21 protein-coding genes, 4 tRNA genes and 1 other RNA gene are annotated in these 24,935 nt (G+C 70.6%); 14 read left to right on the forward strand and 12 right to left on the reverse strand.

Features of this window, described 5'->3' with window-relative positions; all coding sequences use genetic code 11:
- Positions 1-44: 44 nt before the first annotated feature.
- Genes ACW4TU_RS21260 through ACW4TU_RS21270 form a run of 3 tightly spaced genes read left to right on the forward strand, consistent with a single transcriptional unit; the run spans position 45 to position 1,110 of the window.
- Positions 45-278, forward strand: a complete 234-nt coding sequence (locus ACW4TU_RS21260; RefSeq protein WP_457429737.1) for a hypothetical protein — start codon at positions 45-47, stop codon at positions 276-278.
- The gene (locus ACW4TU_RS21265; RefSeq protein WP_457429738.1) at positions 275-529 is read left to right on the forward strand and encodes a hypothetical protein; all 255 of its coding nucleotides are present in this window, start codon (positions 275-277) and stop codon (positions 527-529) included. The genes ACW4TU_RS21260 and ACW4TU_RS21265 overlap by 4 nt, the downstream gene beginning before the upstream one ends.
- A complete protein-coding gene (locus tag ACW4TU_RS21270; RefSeq protein ID WP_457429740.1) occupies positions 526-1,110 on the forward strand; it encodes a Uma2 family endonuclease in 585 nt (194 codons plus the stop codon). The genes ACW4TU_RS21265 and ACW4TU_RS21270 overlap by 4 nt, the downstream gene beginning before the upstream one ends.
- A gap of 74 nt (positions 1,111-1,184) precedes the next feature.
- On the opposite strand, the gene purL is transcribed toward ACW4TU_RS21270, so the two are convergent.
- The 3 genes from purL to purS are packed head-to-tail and all read right to left on the reverse strand — an operon-like array spanning position 1,185 to position 4,380.
- Positions 1,185-3,443, reverse strand: a complete 2,259-nt coding sequence (gene purL, locus ACW4TU_RS21275; protein ID WP_457429742.1) for a phosphoribosylformylglycinamidine synthase subunit PurL — start codon at positions 3,441-3,443, stop codon at positions 1,185-1,187.
- Positions 3,440-4,120, reverse strand: coding sequence for a phosphoribosylformylglycinamidine synthase subunit PurQ (gene purQ / locus ACW4TU_RS21280; RefSeq protein WP_457429744.1), 681 nt, complete (start codon positions 4,118-4,120; stop codon positions 3,440-3,442). The genes purL and purQ overlap by 4 nt, the downstream gene beginning before the upstream one ends.
- Positions 4,117-4,380, reverse strand: coding sequence for a phosphoribosylformylglycinamidine synthase subunit PurS (gene purS, locus ACW4TU_RS21285; protein WP_006377276.1), 264 nt, complete (start codon positions 4,378-4,380; stop codon positions 4,117-4,119). The genes purQ and purS overlap by 4 nt, the downstream gene beginning before the upstream one ends.
- A 396-nt stretch (positions 4,381-4,776) precedes the next feature.
- Here purS and ACW4TU_RS21290 point away from each other — a divergent pair, with 396 nt between their 5' ends.
- From ACW4TU_RS21290 to ACW4TU_RS21325, 8 genes are all read left to right on the forward strand, one after another.
- Positions 4,777-5,094, forward strand: a complete 318-nt coding sequence (locus tag ACW4TU_RS21290) for a histone-like nucleoid-structuring protein Lsr2 (protein ID WP_457429746.1) — start codon at positions 4,777-4,779, stop codon at positions 5,092-5,094.
- Between the two features lie 142 nt (positions 5,095-5,236).
- Positions 5,237-5,308: transfer RNA gene (locus tag ACW4TU_RS21295), tRNA-Gly, on the forward strand.
- An 80-nt stretch (positions 5,309-5,388) separates the two neighbouring features.
- Positions 5,389-5,464 (forward strand) — tRNA-Gly (locus tag ACW4TU_RS21300).
- A 153-nt stretch (positions 5,465-5,617) separates the two neighbouring features.
- Positions 5,618-6,604 (forward strand): ABC transporter ATP-binding protein, encoded by a 987-nt coding sequence (locus ACW4TU_RS21305; RefSeq protein WP_457429747.1) that lies wholly within the window; start codon positions 5,618-5,620, stop codon positions 6,602-6,604.
- On the forward strand, positions 6,601-7,389 hold the full coding sequence (locus ACW4TU_RS21310; protein ID WP_457429749.1) for an ABC transporter permease: 789 nt from the start codon (positions 6,601-6,603) through the stop codon (positions 7,387-7,389). Before ACW4TU_RS21305 ends, ACW4TU_RS21310 begins: the two co-directional genes overlap by 4 nt.
- A 19-nt stretch (positions 7,390-7,408) precedes the next feature.
- Positions 7,409-8,689, forward strand: a complete 1,281-nt coding sequence (locus tag ACW4TU_RS21315; protein WP_457429751.1) for a sensor histidine kinase — start codon at positions 7,409-7,411, stop codon at positions 8,687-8,689.
- Positions 8,686-9,297 (forward strand): response regulator transcription factor, encoded by a 612-nt coding sequence (locus tag ACW4TU_RS21320; protein WP_457429753.1) that lies wholly within the window; start codon positions 8,686-8,688, stop codon positions 9,295-9,297. Before ACW4TU_RS21315 ends, ACW4TU_RS21320 begins: the two co-directional genes overlap by 4 nt.
- Before the next feature lie 43 nt (positions 9,298-9,340).
- A tRNA-Gly gene (locus ACW4TU_RS21325) sits at positions 9,341-9,416 on the forward strand.
- 54 nt (positions 9,417-9,470) lie between these two features.
- On the opposite strand, the gene ACW4TU_RS21330 is transcribed toward ACW4TU_RS21325, so the two are convergent.
- The 6 genes from ACW4TU_RS21330 to ffs form a co-directional block, all read right to left on the reverse strand.
- Positions 9,471-10,382, reverse strand: coding sequence for a phosphoribosylaminoimidazolesuccinocarboxamide synthase (locus tag ACW4TU_RS21330; protein WP_457429755.1), 912 nt, complete (start codon positions 10,380-10,382; stop codon positions 9,471-9,473).
- Between the two features lie 97 nt (positions 10,383-10,479).
- Positions 10,480-12,018, reverse strand: a complete 1,539-nt coding sequence (locus tag ACW4TU_RS21335) for a N,N-dimethylformamidase beta subunit family domain-containing protein (RefSeq protein WP_457429757.1) — start codon at positions 12,016-12,018, stop codon at positions 10,480-10,482.
- Between the two features lie 180 nt (positions 12,019-12,198).
- Positions 12,199-14,028 (reverse strand): M48 family metalloprotease, encoded by a 1,830-nt coding sequence (locus ACW4TU_RS21340; protein ID WP_457430228.1) that lies wholly within the window; start codon positions 14,026-14,028, stop codon positions 12,199-12,201.
- A gap of 390 nt (positions 14,029-14,418) precedes the next feature.
- The gene (gene purD, locus ACW4TU_RS21345) at positions 14,419-15,672 is read right to left on the reverse strand and encodes a phosphoribosylamine--glycine ligase (protein ID WP_457429758.1); all 1,254 of its coding nucleotides are present in this window, start codon (positions 15,670-15,672) and stop codon (positions 14,419-14,421) included.
- A gap of 123 nt (positions 15,673-15,795) precedes the next feature.
- Positions 15,796-18,087, reverse strand: coding sequence for a DNA polymerase III subunit gamma and tau (locus ACW4TU_RS21350; RefSeq protein WP_457429760.1), 2,292 nt, complete (start codon positions 18,085-18,087; stop codon positions 15,796-15,798).
- Between the two features lie 92 nt (positions 18,088-18,179).
- Positions 18,180-18,276: signal recognition particle sRNA small type (gene ffs / locus ACW4TU_RS21355), an RNA gene on the reverse strand.
- 73 nt (positions 18,277-18,349) lie between these two features.
- Here ffs and ACW4TU_RS21360 point away from each other — a divergent pair.
- Positions 18,350-18,437, forward strand: a tRNA-Ser gene (locus tag ACW4TU_RS21360).
- Positions 18,438-18,544: 107 nt separating this feature from the next.
- Here the strand turns inward: ACW4TU_RS21360 and ACW4TU_RS21365 are convergent.
- The 3 genes from ACW4TU_RS21365 to ACW4TU_RS21375 form a co-directional block, all read right to left on the reverse strand.
- Positions 18,545-19,414 carry a helix-turn-helix domain-containing protein gene (locus ACW4TU_RS21365; RefSeq protein ID WP_457429762.1) on the reverse strand — a complete coding sequence of 290 codons (870 nt, stop codon included), beginning with the start codon at positions 19,412-19,414 and terminating at the stop codon, positions 18,545-18,547.
- A 310-nt stretch (positions 19,415-19,724) separates the two neighbouring features.
- Positions 19,725-22,793 carry an FG-GAP-like repeat-containing protein gene (locus ACW4TU_RS21370; protein ID WP_457429763.1) on the reverse strand — a complete coding sequence of 1,023 codons (3,069 nt, stop codon included), beginning with the start codon at positions 22,791-22,793 and terminating at the stop codon, positions 19,725-19,727.
- 153 nt (positions 22,794-22,946) lie between these two features.
- Positions 22,947-23,369 (reverse strand): arsenate reductase ArsC, encoded by a 423-nt coding sequence (locus ACW4TU_RS21375; protein WP_457429764.1) that lies wholly within the window; start codon positions 23,367-23,369, stop codon positions 22,947-22,949.
- A 142-nt stretch (positions 23,370-23,511) separates the two neighbouring features.
- Here ACW4TU_RS21375 and ACW4TU_RS21380 point away from each other — a divergent pair, with 142 nt between their 5' ends.
- A complete protein-coding gene (locus ACW4TU_RS21380) occupies positions 23,512-23,820 on the forward strand; it encodes an ArsR/SmtB family transcription factor (RefSeq protein WP_457429765.1) in 309 nt (102 codons plus the stop codon).
- The gene (gene arsB, locus ACW4TU_RS21385; RefSeq protein WP_457429767.1) at positions 23,817-24,902 is read left to right on the forward strand and encodes an ACR3 family arsenite efflux transporter; all 1,086 of its coding nucleotides are present in this window, start codon (positions 23,817-23,819) and stop codon (positions 24,900-24,902) included. The genes ACW4TU_RS21380 and arsB overlap by 4 nt, the downstream gene beginning before the upstream one ends.
- Positions 24,903-24,935: the final 33 nt, after the last annotated feature.

The raw sequence follows: 24,935 nt of genomic DNA on the forward strand, positions 1-24,935 counted from the left end.
TCGTTCGATTGCGTCGCTGCCTGAGCGGAGGAACCGTAATTCCCATGACCCCTCCTCCACACAGCGCCCCCTTCCTCGTAGGTGACCGAGTCCGCGGCACCACCTACGTCCCGCCCGACCTCCGCAAACGCGAGGCACCCGAACCCTTCGAGGGCGTCGTCGTGCAGGTCGGCTCGGGGTACCCGAAGGTCGACGCCGAGGGTGACTTCCTCTGGGTGCGGCTCGCCGACTGCACCGAGCGTCAGTCCCTCGTGGCCGACACGGAGCCGAACCCGTGACCGGCGTCGAGACTGACCCCCGCTGCGACATCTGCAAGGTCGGCCGTGCCCCGTTCCTGCGTTACGGCACCCTCGAGAACACCGGCCGCATGTGCTCGGAGTGCCTGCACCGGACCCGACTGTGCGCCATCTGCCAACAGCCCACCAGCAACCCGCTGGTCGCACTCCCCACGGTCGACCAGGGGACGGGGCCGGGCCGGACCTCGTACGCATGTCTGGACTGCACGGACCGGAAGGTCATGGGAACGTGACTGCCATGGCCGAGCGCACGCCCGAGATGTCGGTGAACGAGTTCGAGACGATCGCCTCCGCCGCTCCCGAGACCGTGACGTTGGAGTTCCTCGGAGGACGCATCGGCGTCAAGAGAGCACCGGACGGGGACCGCAGCACCATCGTCGCCTGGCTGGCCCGGCGCTTTATGCGGTCCAGGCCCGACCTGGACCTGTACACGGGCCGGGGGCTCCGGGTGAAGACGTACGGGGAGGGCAGGGCGAAACCGGATGCGGTACTGGCACCCGAGGCGCACTTCGCGGGACACGGTGAGTGGGCCGACCCGGACGGGGCTCTGATGGTCGTCGAGGTCACCTCGTACGACTCCGACACCGACCGGCGGGATCGGCACGAGAAGCCGGCCGCGTACGGCCAGTCCGGCATCCCCCTGTACCTCCTGATCGACCGGGACTCCTGCACCCTCGCGGTGCACAGCTCTCCGGACCGGAAGGTCGGCGGCTACCGCGACATCCGCACGGCGAAGTTCGGCGAGAAGGTGCTCCTCCCCGACCCCATCGGCATCGAGCTCGACACGGAGATCCGCAAGAACTACGTGCGGTGAGCCGAAGAGGTCCCGCCCGAGCCCGGACGGGACCTCAACCTCGTACAGCCGAAGGCGACTGGGGAACTGGGCGACTACGCCAGCAGCGCCGGGATCGTCGCCTCGTGCGCTTCGCGCAGTTCCGCCAGCGTCAGGGTGAACTCGCCCTGGAGCTCGATCGAGTCGCCGTCGACGACGCCGATCCGCGTCACCGGCAGACCCCTCGCCCCGCACATGTCGTTGAACCGCAGCTCCTCCGAGCGCGGAACCGCGACCACCGCACGGCCCGCCGACTCCGAGAACAGGAGGGTGAAGGCGTCGAGCCCGTCCGGTACGACCAGACGCGCGCCCTTCCCGCCCTGCAGCGCCGACTCGACGACCGCCTGGATCAGGCCGCCGTCGGACAGGTCGTGCGCGGAGTCGATCATGCCGTCGCGGGAGGCGGAGATCAGGATCTCGGCCAGGAGACGCTCCCGCTCCAGGTCGACCTTGGGCGGCAGGCCACCCAGGTGGTCGTGCACGACCTGCGACCACGCCGAGCCGCTGAACTCCTCGCGCGTGTCCCCGAGGAGGTACACCAGCTGCCCCTCCTCCTGGAACGCGACCGGCGTGCGTCGTGCCACGTCGTCGATTACGCCCAGGACCGCCACTACCGGCGTCGGGTGGATGGCGACGTCGCCGGTCTGGTTGTAGAGGGAGACGTTGCCGCCGGTCACCGGGGTGCCCAACTGCTGGCAGGCGTCCGCGAGTCCGCGTACCGCCTCCGCGAACTGCCACATCACCGCCGGGTCTTCGGGCGAACCGAAGTTCAGGCAGTCCGAGACGGCCAGGGGCTTCGCACCCGTCGTCGCCACGTTCCGGTACGCCTCCGACAGTGCCAACTGCGCGCCCGCGTACGGGTCGAGCTTGGCGAAGCGACCGTTGCCGTCCGTCGCGATGGCGACACCGAGGCCGGTCGTCTCGTCGATGCGGATCATCCCGGAGTCCTCGGGCTGCGCCAACACCGTGTTGCCCTGCACGAAGTGGTCGTACTGAGAGGTGATCCAGGACTTCGAGGCCTGGTTGGGGGAGGAGACCAGCGCCACGACCTGCGCCTTCAGCTCCTCCGAAGTCCCCGGCCGCGCAAGCTTGTTGGCGTCGTCCGCCTGGAGGGCGTCCTGCCAGTCCGGGCGGGCGTACGGGCGCTCGTAGACCGGGCCGTCGTGCGCGACCGTACGCGGGTCGACGTCGACGATCTTGCCGCCGTGCCAGAAGATCTCCAGCCGGTCGCCGTCGGTGACCTCACCGATCACCGTGGCGATGACGTCCCACTTGTCGCAGATGGCCAGGAACCGGTCGACCTTCTCCGGCTCGACCACCGCGCACATGCGTTCCTGCGACTCGCTCATGAGGATTTCCTCGGGAGAGAGTGTGGAGTCGCGAAGGGGTACGTCGTCCAGGGTGACGCGCATGCCACCCGAGCCGTTCGACGCCAGCTCGGACGTCGCGCAGGACAGGCCCGCCGCGCCCAGGTCCTGGATGCCGACGACCAGCTTCTCCTTGAACGCCTCCAGGGTGCACTCGATCAGGAGCTTCTCCTGGAAGGGGTCACCCACCTGCACCGCCGGGCGCTTCGACGGCTTCGCGTCGTCGAAGGTCTCGGAGGCGAGGATCGAGGCTCCGCCGATGCCGTCGCCACCCGTACGGGCCCCGTACAGGATGACCTTGTTGCCCGGGCCCGACGCCTTCGCCAGGTGGATGTCCTCGTGCCGCATCACACCGATCGCACCGGCGTTGACCAGCGGGTTCCCCTGGTAGCAGGCGTCGAAGACGACCTCGCCGCCGATGTTCGGCAGGCCCAGACAGTTGCCGTAGCCGCCGATGCCGGCGACGACGCCCGGCAGGACGCGCTTGGTGTCCGGGTGGTCCGCCGCACCGAAACGGAGCGGGTCCACGACCGCGACCGGGCGGGCGCCCATCGCGATGATGTCGCGCACGATGCCGCCGACGCCCGTGGCCGCGCCCTGGTAGGGCTCGACGTAGGACGGGTGGTTGTGCGACTCGACCTTGAAGGTGACCGCGTAGCCCTGGCCGACGTCGACCACGCCCGCGTTCTCGCCGATGCCCACGAGCAGCGCGTCGCTCTGCGGGGCCTTCTCGCCGAACTGGCGCAGGTGCACCTTCGACGACTTGTAGCTGCAGTGCTCGGACCACATGACCGAGTACATGGCCAGCTCGGCACCGGTCGGGCGGCGGCCGAGGATCTCGACGACCTTCTCGTACTCGTCCTTCTTCAGGCCGAGTTCGGCCCAGGGCAGCTCGACGTCGGGGGTCTCGGCCGCGTGCTCGACCGTGTCCAGAGGCGTCCGGCTCATGCGTTGACCAGCTTCTTGAGGATCGAGGTGAAGAAGGGAAGGCCGTCGGTACGGCCACTGCCGACCAGCGGTTCCACCGCGTGCTCCGGGTGCGGCATGAGGCCCACGACGTTCCCGGCGGCGTTGGTGATGCCGGCGATGTCGCGAAGCGAGCCGTTGGGGTTGAAGTCCCGGTACCGGAACACGACCCGGCCCTCCGCCTCCAGCTCGTCGAGCGTGTGCTCGTCGGCGACGTACCGGCCGTCCATGTTCTTCAGCGGGATGTGGATCTCCTGGCCGGCCTCGTAGTCGACGGTCCAGGCCGTGTCCGCGTTCTCCACCCGCAGCTTCTGGTCGCGGCAGATGAAGTGGAGGTGGTTGTTGCCGAGCATCGCGCCCGGGAGAAGGTGCGCCTCGGTGAGAATCTGGAAGCCGTTGCAGATGCCGAGGACCGGCATGCCCGATTTCGCCTGCTCGATGACCGACTCCATCACCGGCGAGAAACGGGAGATGGCACCCGCGCGCAGATAGTCGCCGTACGAGAATCCGCCGGGCAGAACCACCGCGTCGACCTGCTTCAGGTCCTTGTCCTTGTGCCAGAGAGCTACCGGCTCGGCACCCGCGAGGCGGATCGCGCGCTGGGTGTCCCGGTCGTCCAGGGAACCCGGAAAGGTGACGACTCCAATACGAGCAGTCACTTCTCTTCCCCCACCATCTCCTCCACCTTCACGGTGAAGTCCTCGATCACGGTGTTGGCGAGGAAGGATTCCGCAAGATCATGGATGCGGGCGAGCGCGGCGTCGTCCACCGGTCCGTCAACTTCCAGTTCGAATCGCTTTCCCTGACGTACGTCGGAGACACCCTCGAAACCGAGACGCGGCAGTGCACGCTGCACCGCCTGGCCCTGGGGGTCGAGGATCTCCGGCTTGAGCATGACGTCGACTACGACGCGTGCCACTGGCACTCCCGGTGTTGTGGTGCTGATCAAGGTTCCTGGCGAGGTTCCTACAGGTGGCTTCAGACTACCCGTACAAAATTTCTACGCGGGTAGATTCGTAGGAATCTACGGAAACCCTGGAGGGCGGCATCACGATCCGGTATCGGACCGGTGCCATCCCGAAAAATTCTGGGAAAGATCCGGGTTCGCATCCAGGATGTCTATTGCGGGGGAGACACGCGGACAGATTTAGTCGGTCTTCCCATTGCAATGCCGGGCACTGTACAAAGGAAAAGGCATTAGCCGATACTTTGCCCAATAACAGTCGGACAACCAGTCGGACAACCGAGATCTCCCGACACCTCCCGACGTCTTCGCACGTCGCGGTCAAGGTGTCGCACGAAGGGACCGATATTCGTGGCTCAGCGTGTCGTGGTCACACTCTCAGACGACATCGACGGCTCGGAAGCGGCGGAAACCATCGCCTTCGGACTCGACGGCAAGTCGTACGAGATCGACCTGAATCAAACCAATGCCAAGAAACTGCGTAAGGCCCTGGAGCCGTACGTGGAGGCCGGCCGCAAGCGGTCGCGCTCCGGCAAGGCGTACAAGCAGACGGAGGTCGCCCCCGACCCCTCGGCGGTGCGGGCCTGGGCCCTCGCCAACAAGTTCGACGTACCGAGCCGCGGGCGCATCCCCAAGAAGGTGTACGAGGCCTTCACCGCCGCCCAGTAGCCGCCCGGCAGCGGCTGAGCACTACCCCCGCAGTCCCCCAGGAGCCCCTCGGCGCAACCGACTTGCGTTGCCCCCCTGCTGATCAGCTACAGTTCGGAGCACGCCGAGGGGCGAGGCCGAAAGGCCCGGCTCACGGAGGCTTGCGGGTGTAGTTCAGTAGTAGAACATCCCCCTTCCAGGGGGAAGGCGCAGTGTGCAATTCCTGTCACCCGCTCTGCAGCGCCGTCCTGACCACTGTCGTGGATCAGGTAGGCTGGTGCTCGCGCCAGTCGGTGAAAGCCGACTGGAGGCAATGCGGACGTAGCTCAGTTGGTAGAGCGCAACCTTGCCAAGGTTGAGGTCGCCAGTTCGAACCTGGTCGTCCGCTCCAGATCAAGGCCCCGGTCCATTGGACCGGGGCCTTCTTCGTGTTGGCCTTTCACGGGCATCACGGGTTCGGCTGCTACGGGCGTCTGACATTTGTCATGTGCGGTGATGACACCACGCACTGCTCTCCCCGCCTCCCCGCCGGGATGCTGAAGGCATGGAAACCAACGAACACGAACACGTGATTGAGGTCACTGACCTGCGGCGTGTGTACGGGGGCGGGTTCGAGGCGGTGCGCGGGGTGTCGTTCTCCGTGGGCCGCGGGGAGATCTTCGCCCTGCTGGGCACGAACGGCGCGGGCAAGACGTCGACCGTCGAGCTGCTGGAGGGACTGGCGCCGCCGGCCGGGGGGCGTGTGCGGGTGCTGGGCCATGATCCGTACACCGAGCGGGCCCTCGTACGGCCTCGCACCGGCGTGATGCTCCAGGAGGGCGGCTTCCCGTCCGAGCTGACCGTCGGCGAGACCGCGCGGATGTGGGCCGGGTGCACGAGCGGGGCGCGGCCCGAGGCTGAGGCGCTCGCGCTCGTCGGGCTGGAGCGGCGGACCGACGTACGCGTGAAGCAGCTGTCCGGGGGTGAGCGGCGGCGCCTCGACCTCGCGCTCGCGCTCCTCGGCAACCCCGAGGTGCTGTTCCTCGACGAACCGACGACCGGTCTCGACGCCGAAGGGCGCCGCGACACCTGGGAGTTGGTACGGGAACTGCGCGCCGGCGGTACGACCGTCCTGCTCACCACGCACTACCTGGAGGAGGCCGAGGATCTCGCCGACCGGCTCGCCATCCTCCACGAGGGGCGCATCGCCGCCGCCGGTACGCCCGCCGAGGTGACCGCCTCGCAGCCGTCCCGGATCTCCTTCGAGCTGCCCGCCGGGTACTTCGTGGGCGACCTGCCGCCGCTCGGCCCGCTCGGCGTGAGCGGGTACGAGGAGGAGGGGCGGGTCGTACGGCTGCGCACGCATGAACTCCAGCGCGCGGCAACGCGGTTGCTGGTGTGGGCCGAGGGGGCCGGGGTCACGCTGCGGGGGCTGGACGTGCGGTCGGCCTCGCTGGAGGAGGCGTTTCTGCGGATCGCCCGGGAGGCGTCCGGCAGGGGCAGGTCAGACGTCGAGAGTTCATCCGTTGGCGCAGAGGAGCGTGTCGCATGAGCATGGTCGCCGGTATCGGTCGTACGACTCCCGCCGGGCGGATGCGGGCCCTGGCCCGGGCGGAGTTGACGTTGTTCCTGCGCAACAAGGGGACCCTCGTCGCTGCCCTGTTCGTGCCGCTGGTGCTGCCGTTCAGTGTGCGGTCCGCCATGTCCGAGACGGACCTGAAGGACGTCGGACTCAATCTCGGGACGCTCATCCTGCCCGCCTCCGTCGGCTTCTCACTGCTCTTCGCCGTGTACGCGGCCCTCGTGGGCGTCTTCGTCGCCCGGCGCGAGGAACTCGTCCTCAAGCGGCTGCGCACCGGTGAGCTGCGCGACGTCGAGATACTCACCGGGTCGGCGCTCCCGGCGGTCGCGACAGGCCTCGTTCAGTGCCTGCTGCTGGCCGTCGGCTGCAGCGTCCTGCTCGATCTCGATGCGCCGCCGGCGCCCCAACTCGCGGTCATCGGGCTACTGTTGGGCCTGCTGACGGCCGCGGCGCTGGCCGCTCTCACCGCCAGCTTCAGCCGGACCACCGAGAGCGCGCAGGTCACCTCGCTGCCGCTGATGCTGCTCTCGTTCATCGGCTCCGGGATCACCGTCCCGCTGGAGTTCCTGCCTGACCGGCTCGCCTCGTTCTGCGAGCTGCTTCCGCTGACGCCCGCGATCACCCTCGTACGCGGCGCCTGGACCGGCGACCTCTCGACACACGACGTCCTGGGCGCCGTACTGACCGGCCTGGCCTGGACCGTCCTGTCGGTGTTTGCTGTACGACGGTGGTTCCGCTGGGAACCGCGGCGGTAGTGGACGGGGGATCAGGAAAATGCGCAGGCCCGGGAGCTGGTGGGGGCGCAAGAGCACACCGGCGAAGGTGGAGACGTACACGCGCTGGTCGTTTCATCTGTTCCCCTTCGTCGAGGTGACCGCGATCGGACTGCCCGTCCTCGGTCAGGTTCGGGGGCGACTCGCGCTCTGGCTGTTCCTGCTGGTGTGCGCGCACTCCGTGCTCTGCGCGGTCACCGCGTCCCGGGCGCTGGACTGGATCCGGGGGACCCGGGAACAGCCGCTGCGGCTGCCGGCCGTACTCGGCGCCGTCACGGCGGCGATCGGGGTCGCGGCTCTCGTCCTGGCCACCCACGGGCCGGGCGGCGAGGGCACGAAGACCGCCGCCGGCGCCCTGTTCGGCGGGGTGGTCTCCTTCGGCGTCGGCACCCTCACCCTCGGCCTGCGCAGCAGACTGCGGATGCTGTGGCTGGTGGGCGGGCTGGCCGGGGGCTCGGTCGCCGTGGCCCTCCCGCTGGGCCTCCCCGTGGCCGTGTCCCTCGGCACGGGGCTGGCCGTACTGCTCGGCGCCGGGTTCATCACGCTCACCTACGCCTTCTCCGTCTGGCTGCTCAGAGCGGTGTACGAACTCGACGAGGCCCGCGAGACCAGGGCCCGGCTCGCCGTCGCCGAGGAGCGGCTGCGGTTCGGCCGCGATCTGCACGACGTGATGGGACGGAACCTGGCGGTGATCGCCCTCAAGAGCGAACTGGCCGTGCAGCTCGCCCGGCGCGAACGGCCCGAGGCCGTCGACCAGATGATCGAGGTGCAGCGGATCGCGCGCGAGTCGCAGCGGGAGGTACGGGATGTCGTACGGGGGTACCGCGAGGCCGACCTCGGTGCGGAACTCCTGGGCGCGCAAGGGGTGTTGACCGCTGCGGGGATCGCGTGCGAGGTGACCGGCGAAGCGGCCGGGCTGCCGGGCGAGGTGCAGTCGGCGCTCGGGTGGGTGGTCCGGGAGGCGACGACCAACGTGCTGCGGCACGGGGATGCGGGGTGGTGCGGGGTGAGGGTCCGGGTCGGTGACGGGCGGGTCGTGCTGACCGTGGAGAACGACGGGGTCCGGCAGGAGGCCGCCGAGGGCTCGTCGGGGACGGGGTCAGGGCTGGTCGGGCTGCGCGAGCGGCTGACGGCCGTGGACGGGCGCCTGGAGGCGGGGGTCGTGGGCGAGCGGGAGGAGCGCTTCCGGGTGGTCGCGACGGTGCCGCTGCCTGCGGGGTCGGGGCTGCGGTCGGGGCCGGAGACCGGTGCAGGGGTCGTTGTGAGTGAGGTGGCCCCTTGAGCGGGGTGCGGCTGCTGCTCGCCGACGACGAGCACCTCATCCGGGGGGCGCTGGCCGCGCTGCTCGGGCTGGAGGACGATCTCGTGGTTGTCGCCGAGGCCGCCACCGGGCCCGAGGCGCTGGCCATGGCCCGGGCGCACCGGCCCGACGTGGCGGTGCTCGACCTGGAGATGCCGGGCGCGGACGGTGTGAAGGTCGCCACATCGCTGCGGGCCGAACTGCCGGAGTGCCGGGTACTCATCGTGACCAGTCACGGCCGGCCCGGGCATCTGAAGCGGGCGCTTGAGGCAGGTGTGCGCGGGTTCGTCCCCAAGACGGTCAGTGCCCAGCGGCTCGCCGAGATCATCCGTACCGTGCACGCCGGAAACCGTTACGTCGACCCCGAGTTGGCCGCCGACGCGATCTCCGCCGGCGACTCGCCGCTGACCCCGCGCGAGGCCGAGGTGCTCGAACTCGCCGCCGACGGCGCGCCGGTCGCGGAGATCGCGGAACGGGCCGCGCTGTCACAGGGGACCGTACGCAACTACCTGTCGTCGGCCGTCTCGAAACTCGGGGCGGAGAACCGGCATGCGGCGGTACGGCTCGCGCGGCTTCGGGGTTGGGTATAGTTGCTCTCGCGCCACGGCACGTACAACACGTACGGGACGCGATGCGGACGTAGCTCAGTTGGTAGAGCGCAACCTTGCCAAGGTTGAGGTCGCCAGTTCGAACCTGGTCGTCCGCTCCAGATCAAGCCCCCCGGCTTCGGCCGGGGGGCTTTGTCGTGCGTCAACGCCGTGCGCTATGACCAGCTCAGGCCCGTCAGGCGCTCGTACGCCTCGATGTACTTCGCGCGGGTCGCGTCCGTGACGTGCTGCGGGAGCGGCGGCGGAGGCTGCTCGTCGGCACGGACCCAGCCGGACTCCGAGGACGTGAGCCAGTCCCGTACGAACTGCTTGTCGAACGAGGGCTGCGCGTGGCCCGGCTCCCACTGGTCGGCCGGCCAGAAGCGGGACGAGTCCGGGGTGAGGACCTCGTCGGCGAGGATCAGGGTCTCGCCGGCTGCCGTGCTCTCGTAGCCGAACTCGAACTTCGTGTCCGCCAGGATGATGCCCCGGCCGCGGGCGATGTCCCGGGCGCGGGAGTAGACGGCCAGGGTCGCCTGGCGGAGCTGGGCGGCGGACTCCGCGCCGACCTGGCGGGCGACCTCCTCGTACGACACGTTCTCGTCGTGCTCGCCGACCGCGGCCTTCGTGGCCGGAGTGAAGATCGGGGCGGGGAGCTCGGAGCCGTCGGTGAGACCCTCGGGGAGGGCCAGGCCGCAGACCGTACGGGACTCGTTGTACTCGGTGAGGCCGGAGCCGGTGAGGTAGCCGCGGGCCACGCACTCCACCGGCATCATGCGCAGGGACTTGCAGATCAGGGTGCGGCCCGCCCAGTCGGCGGGGGCGCCCGGCGGGAGTTCGGTGCTCAGGACGTGGTTGGGGGCCAGGTCGGCGAGCTGGTCGAACCACCAGAGCGAGAGCTGGGTGAGGACGCGGCCCTTGTCGGGGATCTCCGTCCGCAGCACCCAGTCGAAGGCGGAGATGCGGTCGCTGGCGACCATCACGAGGTCGCCCGCCTCGTTCTGGTACAGGTCGCGCACCTTGCCGGTGTGCAGATGCACCAGACCCGGAACCTGAAGCGGCTCGGGCTTTTCTACGAATCCGGACACGGTTCCTCCCCGTGGTGATGACCAAGTGGCTCGATTCTCCCGTATGCGGAGCACTCGTTTTCGCCGGGGGCAGGAAGAGGGCAGCGAGAAAGGCCGCTCAGTCCCGTTTGCAGATGCGGTCCAGTAGGTTCGCGGTCGCCCGCTGGACCCTGGCATCCACATGGCCGGGGCGGTCCAGGGAGGGGGACCAGGCGAACGTTCCGGACGCGAAGACCAGGGCGCCGGACGGGGACCGGTAGAGGGAGGTCTCCTGGTGGCGGAGGGCGCCCTCGCTGTCGGCGTACGGGGAGTGGGCAAGGAGGATGCGGTCGTCGTGCTCGGGGAGCTGGGTGCGCGGGTAGTAGCGGTCGGCCTCGCCGGCCACCATGCCGTCGATCTCGTCGCCGTCGTGGGCGCCGGTCGCCTCCCAGATCCAGTGGTCGGCGTTGCGGACGACCAGGGGGGTGGGCTCGGGGACCCGGCCCGCGTACTGGATGCCGATCAACTGCTGCTCGGGGCGGTCGATTTCGCGCCACAGGGCCGGTTTTCCGGGGCCGCGGCGCTTCCGGCAGGTGAGGAGGCGGTCCGGGACACCGGACGGGGACGGGGCCAGCTCCACCTGCCAGTACATGGTGTTGGCGGAGAGGAAGACGAGGGACGTGCCGCACTCGCGGGCGAGTTCGGTGGTGCGGCGCATCGCCGTGGACCAGTACTCGTCGTGGCCCGGGAAGACCAGGCCCCGGTAGCGGGTGGGGTCGACGCGGCCGGCGTGCAGGTCGCGGGAGTCCGCGTAGGCGACGTCGTAGCCGTAGCGCTCGGCGAAGCGGATGAAGTCGTAGGCGTGGCCCACATGGAGGGGGAGGCCGGCGCCGGCGTACGGGCGGTCGAAGGAGACGGTGGTCGCGGCGTCGGCCTCGCCGAGGAGCCGGCCGCGCTCGTCCCACGCGTGGTAGAGACTCGCGCCGGTGCGGCCGTCCTCCGGGTAGAGGTTGTACGCCTGCCAGGTGATGTCCGGCAGGAGGAGGAGCAGGTCCGCCGGATGGTTGTCGCGGACCGTGAAGGGGATGTGGGAGCGGTAGCCGTCGACGGTGGTGAGGACGGCGACGTACGCCCCCACGTTCCAGTACGACGGGATCTGCAGCCGCCAGGACAGCCACCAGTGGTGGCAGGAGACCGTGCGGTCGGCGGTGAGCGGCGCGGGCTGGACGATGCCGGAGAGGCGGGGGCTGGTGGTGATCTTCGCGGCGCCGTCACCGCCGTAGTGGCCGATGCGGTAGATGTCCACGGCGAACTCCTGCGGCGGGTCGACCGTGATGTGGAAGTCGATGGCCTCGCCGGGGGAGGCGGGGCCGGTGGAGACGAACCCCTTGATCTGACAGTGCACGTCGTCGGCGGCGCGGGGGCCGCCGGTGGTGGGGGGTGAGGTGCGGGAGGAGCGGGGCGCGGGGATTCTGGTGTTCCTCTGGCGTGTGGTGGCGGTGGGGGTGGCGGTGGCGCTCGGGTCTAAGGGGTCCACGTACCAGGGGACGACGTGGCCGGTGTCGTCGAAGTAGGTCTCGCTGCCTCGGAGCCAGGGAACGGGGCCCAGGCCGAAGGGGTCCGTGACGGCGTGCGCGAGTGCTCCGGACTCCCAGCGGCGGATCGGCTGCGGACCCATGACGTTCCCCTCCCTGGCTCCCCCGTCAGCTGTCTTATGTCCCGTGCGATTGCCATGCGCGTGTTCGGTCCCAGCACATCACATTACGCGCGCACTCCGTCACCATTCGTCGCGAATTGACCAGAAGCGGAAGAGAGGGTTCCGACCGGTTTCTCGCCCCCGCGCCCCTGAACCCCCGCCTCACACCAGGCGTACGGGCTTCTCCGGGCGTACGCCTGTCTTGCGGAGCCACGCGTCCAAGGGGGCCGGGTCGCCCGTTGCTATGAGCGTCAGGACCTTCGGGCCCAGGTCGGCCGCCCGTTCGCCGTTCAGGAGGAGCGAAGGGCCGTCGAGCCAGTCCAGCCCGGGCGCCGCTCCCGCCGTGTCCATCGCCGCACAGCACACCATCGCCGTGACGTGATCGGCGAGCAGCTCGCGACCCGTGCGCGGCGGCTGCAACGGGAACAGTGGCAGCGAGCCCTCGTCCCAGAGTGCCGTGTCCGGGCCCTGGCCGGTCAGCCCCGCCGGGACCTGCCGCCCGCTCACCGGCGCCGCCGCCTCCTCCTCGCGGGCGACCTCCGCGCTGAGCCCGGCGGCGAGAGCCTCACCGCGCTCGCTTCCCACCCGCTCGTCGTCCCCGTCCCCATTCCCGTCCGCGTACCTGTACTCGCCCTTCGCCGTCTCTGCGGGCGTTGCCGCCGTCGTCGCCTCTGCGGGGGGCTGGGGCGTCGTGAGGTGGTTCAGCACGCGGGACAGGGTCGGGGCGTCGGGGTTCTGGCGTGCGGGGGCGGAGGCGCGGTGGACGCCCCGTGCGTCCAGACCGTCCAGGACCCGGTGCAGGCGGGCCGCGTCCGTACGCCACTTACGGTCGACCACCTCCTCCGGGTACTCCTGCCAGTCCACCGGCGCCCAGTCCGGGCCGGGCTCGGCGGGGCCGCCGTGGAAGAGGCGGGCGGCCAGCAGTGAGGCCGCCTCGTCGACCAGGCCGGGTTCTTCGAGGAGGTCGCAGGCCGGGCGTTCGCCCAGCCGGGACGTGAAGCCCTCGGCCAGCCGGTCGCGGCGGGACAGCTCCGTGAGCGCCGCGACGACGCCCGCGTCCAGCCGGGCCGGCCAGCGGCCCATCCGCCAGGCGGGCAGCGCGACCCGGGTCAGCAGCCTGTCCCAGCCCGCGTACGCCAGGCCGACCTGCTCCTGCGCGACGATCCGCAGTCCGTAGTCCACGGCCTGTGCACGCTCGGCGGCGGCCGACGCGACCCCGCGCTCCATCTCGGCCGCGTGCACCCGGCAGTTGCGCAGCAGCAGCCTCGCCACCCAGCCGACGCCCGCGAGCGCCGCACCGGACACGGGGTTGCGCCGGTGCGCCGCGGTCACGGCAACCGCCGCGTCCAGACCCCGTACGAAGCGCCGCGCCGCCGCGATGTCCGGGTGCGCCGACGGTCCCGTACCGGCGACGACCGGGGCGAGGACCGCGCGCAGCTCGGCGACGCGCATCCACCACAGGAAGGGCGAACCGATGACCAGGACGGGCGAGGCCGTCGCCGCCGCACGCCTGCGCTGCCCCTGGAAGACCGGGCGCAGACCTCGTACACCCGATATCTCGTCCCGGCCCTCCGGCGGGGGCGGGGCGTTGGCGGGGTGGGTGCGGTCCTCCAGCCAGCTGTCGCAGTCCGGGGTGAGCGCTATCGCGGAGGGGGCGGGGACGCCGAGGCGGTCGGCCAGGTCGCGCACCAGGTGGTAGAGGTCCAGGGCCGATTCCTCGGCGATCGGGACGGTGGGGCTCATGGCCGGGCGGGCGCGGGCGACGACCAGGGCGACGACGGCCGCGGCGAGGAGTACGACCAGCGCGGCGGCGCCGGTGATCCAGCGGGCGAGGTCCCAGCCGCCACCCACCAGGTGATCGGTGGAGCCACCGGCCAGCAGCACGACGGCGACGGCCGCGGGCAGCAGGGCGACGGCCAGGGCCCTGCTGCGGATGCGCAGCACGGCGAGGGCCCGGGAACGCGCGACCTGCGCGCCCGCCTCCACACCCATACCGGTCACGACCGGATGTCACCCCCTACCTTTTCCGCTCTCACCTGACGTTGCTCACTCCCCCACTGTGGCACCCGCCACTGACAACGCAATGCCGGTGGGCCAAGTGCCGGAACGCTTGCGCCGCACCATAGTTGGGGGCCCGGCCCTCGTCAGCCGGATGGGGGATCGGTCACCCGATGGAATGGCTCTGGGGAGAGGTGGATGACACACAGCGACGACGAAGTGGCAGTTGGGAGGGGTTCGAGAGGCCTCCAGACACCTCGGAAAGACTCTCGGGCCCCGCATCCTTAGACGGCTGCGGGGCCCGAGAGGTTCATCGACGTGTGTCGGTACTACTGGTGTGCCGGTACGACTGACCGGTGTGCCGGTACGACTGGTATGTCTGTACTACTCCCCTGCCGCCGCCTTCGCCGCGATGTCCGTGCGGTGCTGCGAGCCGTCCAGGTGGATGCGGCCGAGGGCGCTGTACGCGCGGTCGCGGGCCTCGCTCAGGTTCTTGCCGGTCGCCGTCACGGAGAGCACCCGGCCGCCCGCGCTGACGACCGCGTCACCGTCGTGCTTCGTCCCTGCGTGCAGGACGTACGCGTGCGGGGCGTCCTCGGCGGCCACGTCCGCGAGGCCGGTGATCGGGTCGCCGGTGCGCGGAGTGCCGGGGTAGTTGTGCGAGGCGATGACCACGGTGACCGCCGCGTCGTCGCTCCAGCGCAGCGGCTCCAGGTCGGCGAGGGTGCCGTTGGCCGCCGCGAGCAGGATGCCCGCCAGCGGGGTCCTCAGCCGGGCCAGGACCACCTGGGTCTCCGGGTCGCCGAAGCGGGCGTTGAACTCGATCACGCGGACGCCGCGCGAGGTGATCGCGAGGCCCGCGTAGAGGAGGCCGGAGAAGGGGGTGCCGCGGCGGCGCAGTTCGTCGACCGTCGGCTGCAGGACCGTCTGGAGGACCTCCTCGACCAGCTTCGGGTCGGCCCAGGGGAGCGGTGAGTAGGCGCCCATACCGCCCGTGTTCGGGCCCTCGTCGTCGTCCAGCGCGCGCTTGAAGTCCTGGGCGGGCTGGAGCGGGACGACCGTCACGCCGTCGGTGATCGCGAAGAGGGAGACCTCGGGGCCGTCGAGGAACTCCTCGATGACGACGCGTTCGCAGGAGTTCGCGTGCGCGGCGGCCTCGGCGAGGTCGGCGGTGACCACCACGCCCTTGCCGGCCGCGAGTCCGTCGTCCTTCACGACGTACGGAGCGCCGAAGGCGTCGAGCGCCTCGTCGACCTGCTCCGGCGTCGTACAGACGTATGAGCGGGCCGTGGGGACGCCGGCTCCCGCCATGATGTCCTTCGCGAAGGCCTTGGAGCCCTCCAGCTGCGCGGCTTCCCCGGAGGGGCCGAAGACCGGGATGCCCGCCTCGCGCACGGCGTCGGCGACCCCGGCGACGAGCGGCGCCTCCGGCCCTACGACGACCAGGTCGGCGCCCAGCTCAAGGGCCAGCGCCGCTACGGCCTTGCCGTCGAGGGGGTCGACCTGGCGCAGCTCGGCGACCTCGGCGATGCCTGCGTTGCCGGGGGCGCAGTACAGCGCGGTGACGTCGGGGTCGAGGGACAGGGAGCGGCACAGGGCGTGTTCGCGGGCGCCGTTACCGATGAGGAGGACCTTCACGGGGGTCAGCTTAGTGGTCGGGGTGGGGAATGCCTGCCGGTGCTGGTGCGGGCCTCGCCGAGGGCTTGTCCTCAAGCCTCCCCAGAGGAGGACCCCCGGACGGGCTGGATGCGCTCCCCTCGCCTAGTCGTTGTTCGAGACCTCCTCCACCACCGTCGCCCCCAGCTCACGCACGATCAGTTCGTGGCCGGAGAGGGCCGACTCGTCGAGGTCGAGGTCGTCGTCCTCGGCGGTGTCGTCCTCGGGGGCGACGTGCGGGGGTTCCGGGGCCGAGCGCTGCGGTACCGGGGCGGAGGCCTGGGGACGGGGGGCGCCCGATGCCGACGCGGGCGCGGACGTGGGCGCTGGTGCCGGGGGCGCTGCCTGCTGGTGGGAGGCCGACGTCGATGCGCCACCGCCGTAGCCACCACCTCCTCCAGCTCCACCGCCGCCTCCGTAACCACCGGAGGTACCGCCTCCGCCGTAGCCACTGGTCGCCGGGGCCGCCGGGCCGCCGCCCGTCGGGTCGACGACCGCCTCGATCCTCCACTGGACGTTGAACTGTTCCGCCAGCGCCTGCTTCAGTACTTCCTCGCTGCCGCTGCTGGAGAAGTTGTCCCGCGCGCCCGCGTTCATGAAGCCCAGCTGGAGCGTGGTGCCGTCGAAGCCGCTGACCTGGGCGTTCTGGCTGAGCAGGATCCAGGTGAACCGGCGGCGGTTCTTCACCGACTCCAGGATGTTGGGCCAGAGCATGCGGGGATCGAGGCCGCCGGGCACGGGGGCGCCGGCCTGCGCGGCGGGAGCCTGCGCCGGTGCCTGGGGCTGAGCCTGGGAGTAGGCCGCCGCCGGAGCAGGTGCGGCGGGCGCTGGGGTGGGGCCGGCGGCCGGGGGCTGGCCGCTGCCCGCAGGTGAGGCCGTGGGCCAGCCACCGGGACGCCGGCCACTGCCCACGGTGGTCGCGGTGGGCCAGGCGCCGGGAGCGGCCGGGGCGGAAGCCACCGGTGCCGGGGGCGGGGTCGGGGTCGGTGCCACCGGGGCCTGAGACTGGGGCTGTGGGTGCGGGGTGGGCGAGCCGGCCGCGGCCGCCGTACCGGGCAGGTCAGGCATACCCGGCGTATCCCCGCGCACGGCCGCCCGCGCCGCCACGACGCCGCCGCCCGCCGGAACCGGGGCCGCGGGACCGCCGGACGCCACGCCCTCGTGCGCACCGGGTCCCGGGACGTACCCCATGGCGATTCCGGCGCCGCCCATGCCCGCAGCGGGGCCGCCGGAGAAGTTGACGCCGCGCTCCAGCTTGTCGAGCCGGGCCATGACGGAGCGCTCGTCGCCGTACGCGGCGGGGAGCAGCACGCGCGCGCAGATGAGTTCCAGCTGGAGTCGGGGCGAGGTCGCGCCCCGCATCTCCGTGAGCCCGTCGTTGACGAGGTCGGCGGCGCGGCTGAGTTCGGCGGCGCCGAAGACACCGGCCTGGGCCTGCATACGCTCGATCACGTCCACCGGGGCGTCGATGAGCCCCTTCTCCGCCGCGTCCGGGACGGCGGCCAGGATCACCAGGTCGCGCAGCCGTTCGAGCAGGTCGGTGACGAAGCGGCGCGGGTCGTTGCCGCCCTCGATGATGCGGTCCACGACCTCGAAGGCCGCCGCTCCGTCCCCGGAGGCGAACGCCTCGACCACGGAGTCGAGCAGCGAGGCGTCGGTGTAGCCGAGCAGGGAGGTGGCCATGGCGTACGTCACGCCCTCGGCACCGGCGCCGGCCAGCAGCTGGTCCATGACGGACATCGAGTCTCGTACGGAACCCGCGCCGGACCGGACGACCAACGGGAGCACGCCGTCGGCGACCGGGATGTTCTCGTGTCCGCAGACCTCGGCGAGATACTCGCGGAGCGTGCCCGGCGGCACCAGCCGGAAGGGGTAGTGGTGGGTCCGGGAGCGGATCGTCCCGATGACCTTCTCGGGTTCCGTGGTGGCGAAGATGAACTTGAGGTGCTCCGGGGGCTCCTCGACGACCTTGAGCAGCGCGTTGAAACCGGCCGGCGTGACCATGTGGGCCTCGTCGATGATGTAGATCTTGTAGCGACTGCTCGCCGGCCCGAAGAAGGCCTTCTCCCGCAGGTCACGGGCGTCGTCCACACCACCGTGCGACGCCGCGTCGATCTCGATCACGTCGATCGACCCCGGCCCGTTGCGCGCCAGGTCCTGACAGGACTGGCACTCGCCACAGGGCGTCGGCGTCGGCCCCTTCTCGCAGTTCAGGCAGCGCGCCAGGATGCGCGCACTGGTCGTCTTGCCGCAGCCGCGCGGCCCGCTGAACAGGTACGCGTGATTGACCCGGTTGTTCCGCAGCGCCTGCTGCAGCGGGTCGGTTACATGCTCCTGCCCGATGACCTCGGCGAACGACTCCGGGCGATAGCGGCGGTACAGCGCAAGGGACGACACGCTTACGACGATATCGGGCCCCACTGACAGTCGACCCCGCCCGCCCGGCTCACCCCGTACGGGACACCGCCCCAACCAGCCTGCCCAGGCACACAGAAGACCCCCCACGCACCCGCCAGAGCCAACCTACCCTTGCTGCCTTCCGGCCCTGGGGGAGTTCAGTCAGATAGCGCCGCGTGAGGGGCTGAGGCCCAGCGTACCTGATCGCAGGGGGTCCGAACGAGTTCGCAAGCACCACCCACGGTCATGTAATGTTCGCGTCGGAGGATTCGCCTAGTGGCCTAGGGCGCACGCTTGGAAAGCGTGTTGGGGGCAACCCCTCACGAGTTCGAATCTCGTATCCTCCGCCAGTGCCTCACCGGGCACGATGTCGAAGGGCCCCACCGTTCGCGGTGGGGCCCTTCGACGGTTCTCAGGCCTCGTTGTCCTGCGTTTTGTCCACAGCGGAATAAAGGGGTCAGGCGGGTGGTGGCGACGCGGGGAGGTGGTGGTCGGCGGCCCAGGAGGCGAGTATGCGGAGCCGTTCGTGGGTGGGTGAGCCGGGTGCTGCGGTCCAGACGGTGAGGTGCTGGTCGGGGTCGGTGTTGGCGGTGAGGGTGTCCCAGTCGAGGACGAGTTCGCCGACGACGGGATGGTTGAGGGTCTTGGTGCCGACGGTGCGGGCGGCGACGTGGTGGTCTCCCCACCAGCGGGCGAACTGCTGGTCGCGCAGGGACAGTTCGCCGACCAGCTCGATCAGGCGGGGGTCCTCGGGGTATTTGGCCGCCTCCATGCGCAGCTGGGCCACGGAGATCTGCGCGGAGGCCTCCCAGTCGGCGTACAGGGTGCGCATGACGGGATCGGTGAACTGGATCCGGGGATAGTTGCGGTGCTTTTCCGGGATGCGGGAGAAGTCGGTGACCAGGGCTGCGGCCAGGGTGTTCCAGGCGAGGATGTCGCCGCGTCGGCCCTGCACGACGGCCGGGGTGGCGGTGAGGTCGTCCAGGACGCGTTGCAGCTGCGGCTGGACCTTCTGCCTGCTGGGCCGTCGGGTGCGGGTGGTGGTCTTGCCCGCGAGCTGGAAGAGGTAGCCGCGCTCGTCGTCGTCCAGGCGGAGCACCCGGGCGAGGACGTCCAGCACGGGCGCCGACGCCTGCATACGGCCCTGTTCGAGGCGGGTGTAGTAGTCGGTGCTGATGCTGGCGAGCTGGGCGACCTCCTCGCGACGCAGCCCGGCCACCCGGCGGGGCCTGTCCGTCTCCGGGAGGCCGACCGTGCGCGGGCTCAGCTCCGAACGGCGCTTCCTGAGGAATTCTCCCAGCTCGTTGAGGGGAGCGTTGCTGGTCATGCTTCCCAGGATGACACCGGTCGCACCTGGGAAAGGGGGGAGAGTTTACTCCCTGGATGTTCCCCCCGGGATGCGTTTCCCCGCTTCTCGCGCTCCACCGCTTCGGTGATGAACGCGGAGACCTCGCGCTTGCCGAGCCGTCGGCGGATCGCCTCCGCCGTGCCCTCGGGGAGGGAGCGGCTGGACACCCAGGGCCACCCCCACACGTTCGAATGTCGTGTCCTTCGACGTCGGTGCGTCACCGGGCACGATGCCGATGGGCCCCACCGTGAACGGTGGGGCCCATCGGCATGATCGGGGGTCCGGAGGGTCAGTACAGCCCCTTGTAGCCGTTCCAGGCTGTGGCGATCCGGGTTTTCGCGCCGAAGGTGGCGGATGCCGTGCCGTTCCAGCGCCACAGGGCGCCCGCGCTGTCCCGGCCGACGAGGTCGGGACGGCCGTCGCCGGTCAGGTCGCCGGGGGCGGCCAGGGCGTTGACGCTGATGCCCTGGGCGATCCGGACCCTGGCGCCGAAGCCGCCCTTGCCGTTGCCGAGCCACCGCCACAGCACGCCCGCGCGGTCGAGGCCGACCATGTCGCCGATGCCGTCGGCGTTCAGGTCGCCGGCGCCGACCAGCCGGGTGTAGCCGCCCTGGCCCGCGACCAGCCTGACCCGCTCGGCCAGACCGCCCTTGCCGTCGGCGGAGTACCGCCACAGCACGCCCGCCTTGTCACGGGCGATCAGGTCGGCGCGGCCGTCACCGGTGAGGTCGCCGGGCGAGGTCAGCGCGTCGTACCCGCCGAACCCGGTGCCGAGCAGACGGTGCGGGCTCGCCGGCGTGAACGCCTTGCCGCAGGTGCCGTCGTACCGGGTCAGCCGCCCGGCGGAGTCCCGGACGAGGAGGTCGTTGCACGCGTCGCCGCTCAGGTCGCCGAACGGCACGAAGGCCGACGAGGTGGGCCAGCCGCCGGCCAGGACCTTGTGCGCGCTGTCGATGGTGCCGCGCCCGGTGCCGGGCTGGATCGCCAGCCTGCCCGCGCTGTCGAAGGTGACCAGGTCGCCGATGCCGTCCCGGCCGAAGTCGTGGCGCTCCAACGACCGTACGAGCACCCACTTGTTGTGGATCTGCGTGTCCGTCGTCGTGCCGTCCGCGGCCCGGGCTGTCAGTGTCACCCGGTAGTTACCGGTGCGGACCAGGACCCCGTTCTCGGTGCGCCCGTCCCAGGTCGCGGTGAGTTTCCCGCGCGCCGGGCCGCCGCTGACGGTCCGCACGACGGCGCCGCCCTGACTGGCGACGGTCAGCTTCCAGCTCACGGCCGGCCTGTTCAGGTGCCAGACGCCCTCGAAGCCGCCGCCCTGGCGCAGGTCGACGGACGTGGGGACGGCGGAGTCGATCGCGGTGAGCGGGGAGTTCGTCACCTGCGGCCATTTCACCGTCACGTCACCGGACGCCGTCAGGTAGGCGACCGGACCGCCGAACCGGTCCACGTTCCAGTACCGGCCGCGCGGGTCGGCGGGCGCGTGCGCCTGGGACGGGAGCGGGCCGAGTTCCTCCGTGCCTACCCGGTCGGAGGGGACCGCGCCCGTCAGGTAGGTGATCAGCAGCTTGCCGGCCTCGTCGTCCTGGGAGACCACATAGCCGTCGCCCAGTCGCGCGTAGCCCTGCGGTACGTCCTGCTGCGTGTGTGTCTTCTGGTCGTAGACGCCCGCTTGCGCGTTCGGTCCGCAGGACCAGTAGACGTACCGGCCCACCACCTGCAGATCGGACGGGGAGCAGACGCCGAAGTTCACGCTTTCCAGCTTCTGCATCGACGGCAGCGAGAACCTCTGGAACTCGGCCCTGCCCCCCGAGTCGGTCCCGGCCGACCACAGGGTGTTCCCCCACAGGGCGGCGGCCGGCCAGGAGCCGGTGGCCAGCACCTTGTTCCCGTCCCGCACCTGCTGGGTGCCCCCTGCCCGGACCACCGTGTACGGGCCGGACGCCGCCAGGACCGCCGACAGCCCTTCCTCCCAGCGGGGGATGTCGCCCTCTCCCGTGCCGGTGAACCGCAGGCACTCCTGGTAGCACTCGGCGTGATAGACGTGGTCGGGTTCGGTCACGTCGTGCACCTCGTACCCGAGGTCGCGCAGCTTCTCCGGCGGCGCGGCTGTCAGGGTGCCGTCGGCCGCGAGGGAGAGTGCGGAGGCGGTGAGATCGGTGCCGGGCCCGACCTCCACGTGCTCGGTGCCGAGCAGCAAGCGTCCCTGGTCGACCGCGACGCCGCCGGCCTCGTACACCGAGATGGCGGGCAGCGGCACCACCGGCTCGAAGACCGGGACCCCGTCCGCGCCCAGGGTGACGCGCTGGATCGCCCAGTGCTCGGCGTCCGTACCACCCTCGATGGAGAAACTGCCGTCGTCGCCGTCGACGAAGTTGCCGGACGAGGCGGGCAGCAGCGTGCGCGCCGGGCCGCCGGTCACCGGCACCGCGCGGATCGCGTTCTTGCTGGTGTCGTCGGGGTACAGCACCCAGTCACCGATCGCGCGGGCCTTGAGGCGGGCGGATTCCGGGACATCCACCAGGTGCCCGGGGATCTCCGGATGATCGCGGTCGACGACGTACAGCCGCGAGGTCCGGAAGGCCTTGTCGACGGCGAAGAAGAGCACCGTGTCGCCGGCCAGATGGGGGTATTCCAGGACACCGAAGTCGTCGCTCGGCACGTACGTCAGCGCGGCGGTGCCGAAGTCGAGCAGCGCGGTGCGCCAGGGGAGGCCGGCATCGGCCGGCTTGTACCAGAAGGCGGCCCCCCGGGAGTCCGACGTCTCTTCGTACGTCCACCCGCTGAAGTCGTCCGCCACGCCGGTCACCGGCCGCTCGACCGGCTGCCCGCCGCCCGCCGGCATCTCCAGCAGGACGAGCGTCCACTTCCCGCCGACCTGGCGGGCGACCATCAGGCGGTTCTCGGCGAAGACGGGGGTGACCCGGTCGCCTGCCCGCAGGTAGAACCGCGTCACCTTGCCGGTGGAGTAGCGCCGGATCTGGTACACGTTCGTCGTCCCCGGTGGCTTTTCCAGCCCGAGGCCGCCGTTGTAGGAGTCCGAGTACGCGTGGTTCGTGTACTCCCTGGTCGAGCCGTCGCGGCCGGTCCACGTCACCGGGTCGCCCGCCCAGTGCGTATACGGAGTCGCGTCGGACAGGTACCCGGAGTCGTCCACCGCGGCCAGGTACACCTGCCTCGGCAACTCCCGGTGCGCGCCGGTCAGCGTGACGGACGGCATGTCCTCGCCGCCCGCCGCGACGGCCGGCCCCGAGGTGAACTGCAGCAGACCGGCCACCACCGCCAGGACCGCAGCGACCGAGACGGCCCCGGTTTTCGACCGCCCGCCTTTCGGTGCCGTACGCGAATTCGTGCGTCTCAAGCGTCCCGCCCCCATGGGTCCTCCGATGTGAGTACGCCGGCAAGGTGCTGCGGCTGCCGTCACGGCGGCCATCAGCCCGTGCCGTCCTGTCAGACTCACGCCGGCGCGAAACGTTGTACGCGGCCTCGGAGGAGCGCCTTCGACGCCTTGAGGTCACGCCTCCCGTTGGGCGTCGATCTCCGCGATCAAGGCCTCGATACGGCCCTTGATCTCGTCGCGGATGGGACGGACGGCCTCGACGCCCTTGCCCGCCGGGTCCTCCAGGGCCCAGTCGAGGTACTTCCTGCCGGGGAAGACCGGGCAGGCGTCGCCGCAGCCCATGGTGATGACGTAGTCGGACGCCTGCACGGCCTCGGTGGTGAGGATCTTCGGCCGGGCGCCGGCGATGTCGATGCCGACTTCCTTCATGGCCTCGACCGCGGACGGGTTGACCCGGTCTCCGGGGATCGAACCGGCGGAGCGGACCTCGATCCGGTCGCCCGCGAGGTGACCCAGGAAACCGGCGGCCATCTGGGAGCGGCCGGCGTTGTGGACGCAGACGAACAGCACGGAGGCGAGCGGCGGGCTGGAGGACATCGGTTCTTCCTTCGTCTTCGTCAAGGGTTCTCGCGGGGCCCGGACGTCAGCCCGGCTCGCATCAGCGCACAGGCTCACGTCAGCACAGATTGACATCAGCACGCACTGGTATCAGTACAGAGTGATGTGAAAGTATCAGCCCATGATGACGTCGGTCGACACTGATCTGATCCGGGTTCTGGCCGACCCGCTCAGGCTCCGGATCGTGACCCTGCTCGCCCAGGAGACGCTGTGCACCACCCACCTGGTGGAGGAGACCGGTGCCCGGCAGACCAACCTCTCCAACCATCTGAGGGTGCTGCGCGAGGCCGGTCTCGTCGAGACGGAGCCGTGCGGCCGGTACACGTACTACAAGCTGCGCCCCGACGTCGTCGCCCAACTCGCCGGCCGGTTCGCCGACCTGGCCGAGTCCGCACGCGCCGCCGCCGGGAAGAAGAGAGCCTGCCCGTGACCCGCGCCGAAGCGACCCCGACCGCCGAGGAGCCCTCGGTCGTCGCGAAGCTGTCTACGCTCGACCGCTTCCTGGCGGTATGGATCCTCGTCGCGATGGCCCTCGGGCTCGGCCTCGGCCGGCTCGTCCCCGGCCTGAACGACGCCCTCGCCAAGATCGAGATCGGCGGCATCTCGCTGCCGATCGCCGTCGGCCTGCTGATCATGATGTATCCGGTCCTGGCCAAGGTCCGTTACGACAAGCTCGACGCCGTCACCGGTGACAAGAAGCTCATGGTCTCGTCGCTGGCCGTCAACTGGATCGTCGGCCCGGCCGTGATGTTCGCGCTGGCCTGGATCTTCCTGCCGGACCTGCCCGAGTACCGCACCGGCCTGATCATCGTCGGTCTCGCCCGCTGTATCGCCATGGTCGTCATCTGGAACGACCTGGCCTGTGGCGACCGCGAGGCGGCGGCCGTGCTCGTCGCCCTCAACTCGGTCTTCCAGGTCATCGCGTTCGGTCTGCTGGGCTGGTTCTACCTCGACCTGCTGCCGGGCCGGCTCGGCCTCGGCGACGGTGAGCACCTCGACATCTCCATGTGGAGGATCGCCCTGAACGTCGTCATCTTCCTCGGCGTCCCACTGCTGGCCGGCTTCCTCACCCGCCGTGTCGGCGAGCGCAAGCTGGGCCGGGAGAAGTACGAGTCCGGATTCCTTCCGAGGATCGGCCCCTGGGCGCTCTACGGCCTGCTGTTCACGATCGTCCTCCTCTTCGCCCTGCAGGGAAAGACGATCACCTCGCAGCCGCTCGACGTCGCCCGTATCGCGCTGCCGCTGCTGGTGTACTTCGCGGTGATGTGGTTCGGCACCTTCGCCCTCGGCAAGGTCATCGGCCTGGCCTACGACCGCACGGCCACCCTCGCCTTCACCGCGGCCGGCAACAACTTCGAGCTGGCCATCGCGGTCGCCATCGCCACCTTCGGCGTCACTTCCGGTCAGGCGCTGTCCGGTGTCGTCGGCCCGCTCATCGAAGTCCCGGTCCTGGTCGCCCTGGTCTACGTCTCCCTGGCCTGGCGGCGGAAGTTCGCTCACCCCGGCGACTGACGGCAACCCCGCCTTCCGGAGTACGCCGGTCGC

It is taken from the genome of Streptomyces kryoterrae (assembly GCF_054072135.1).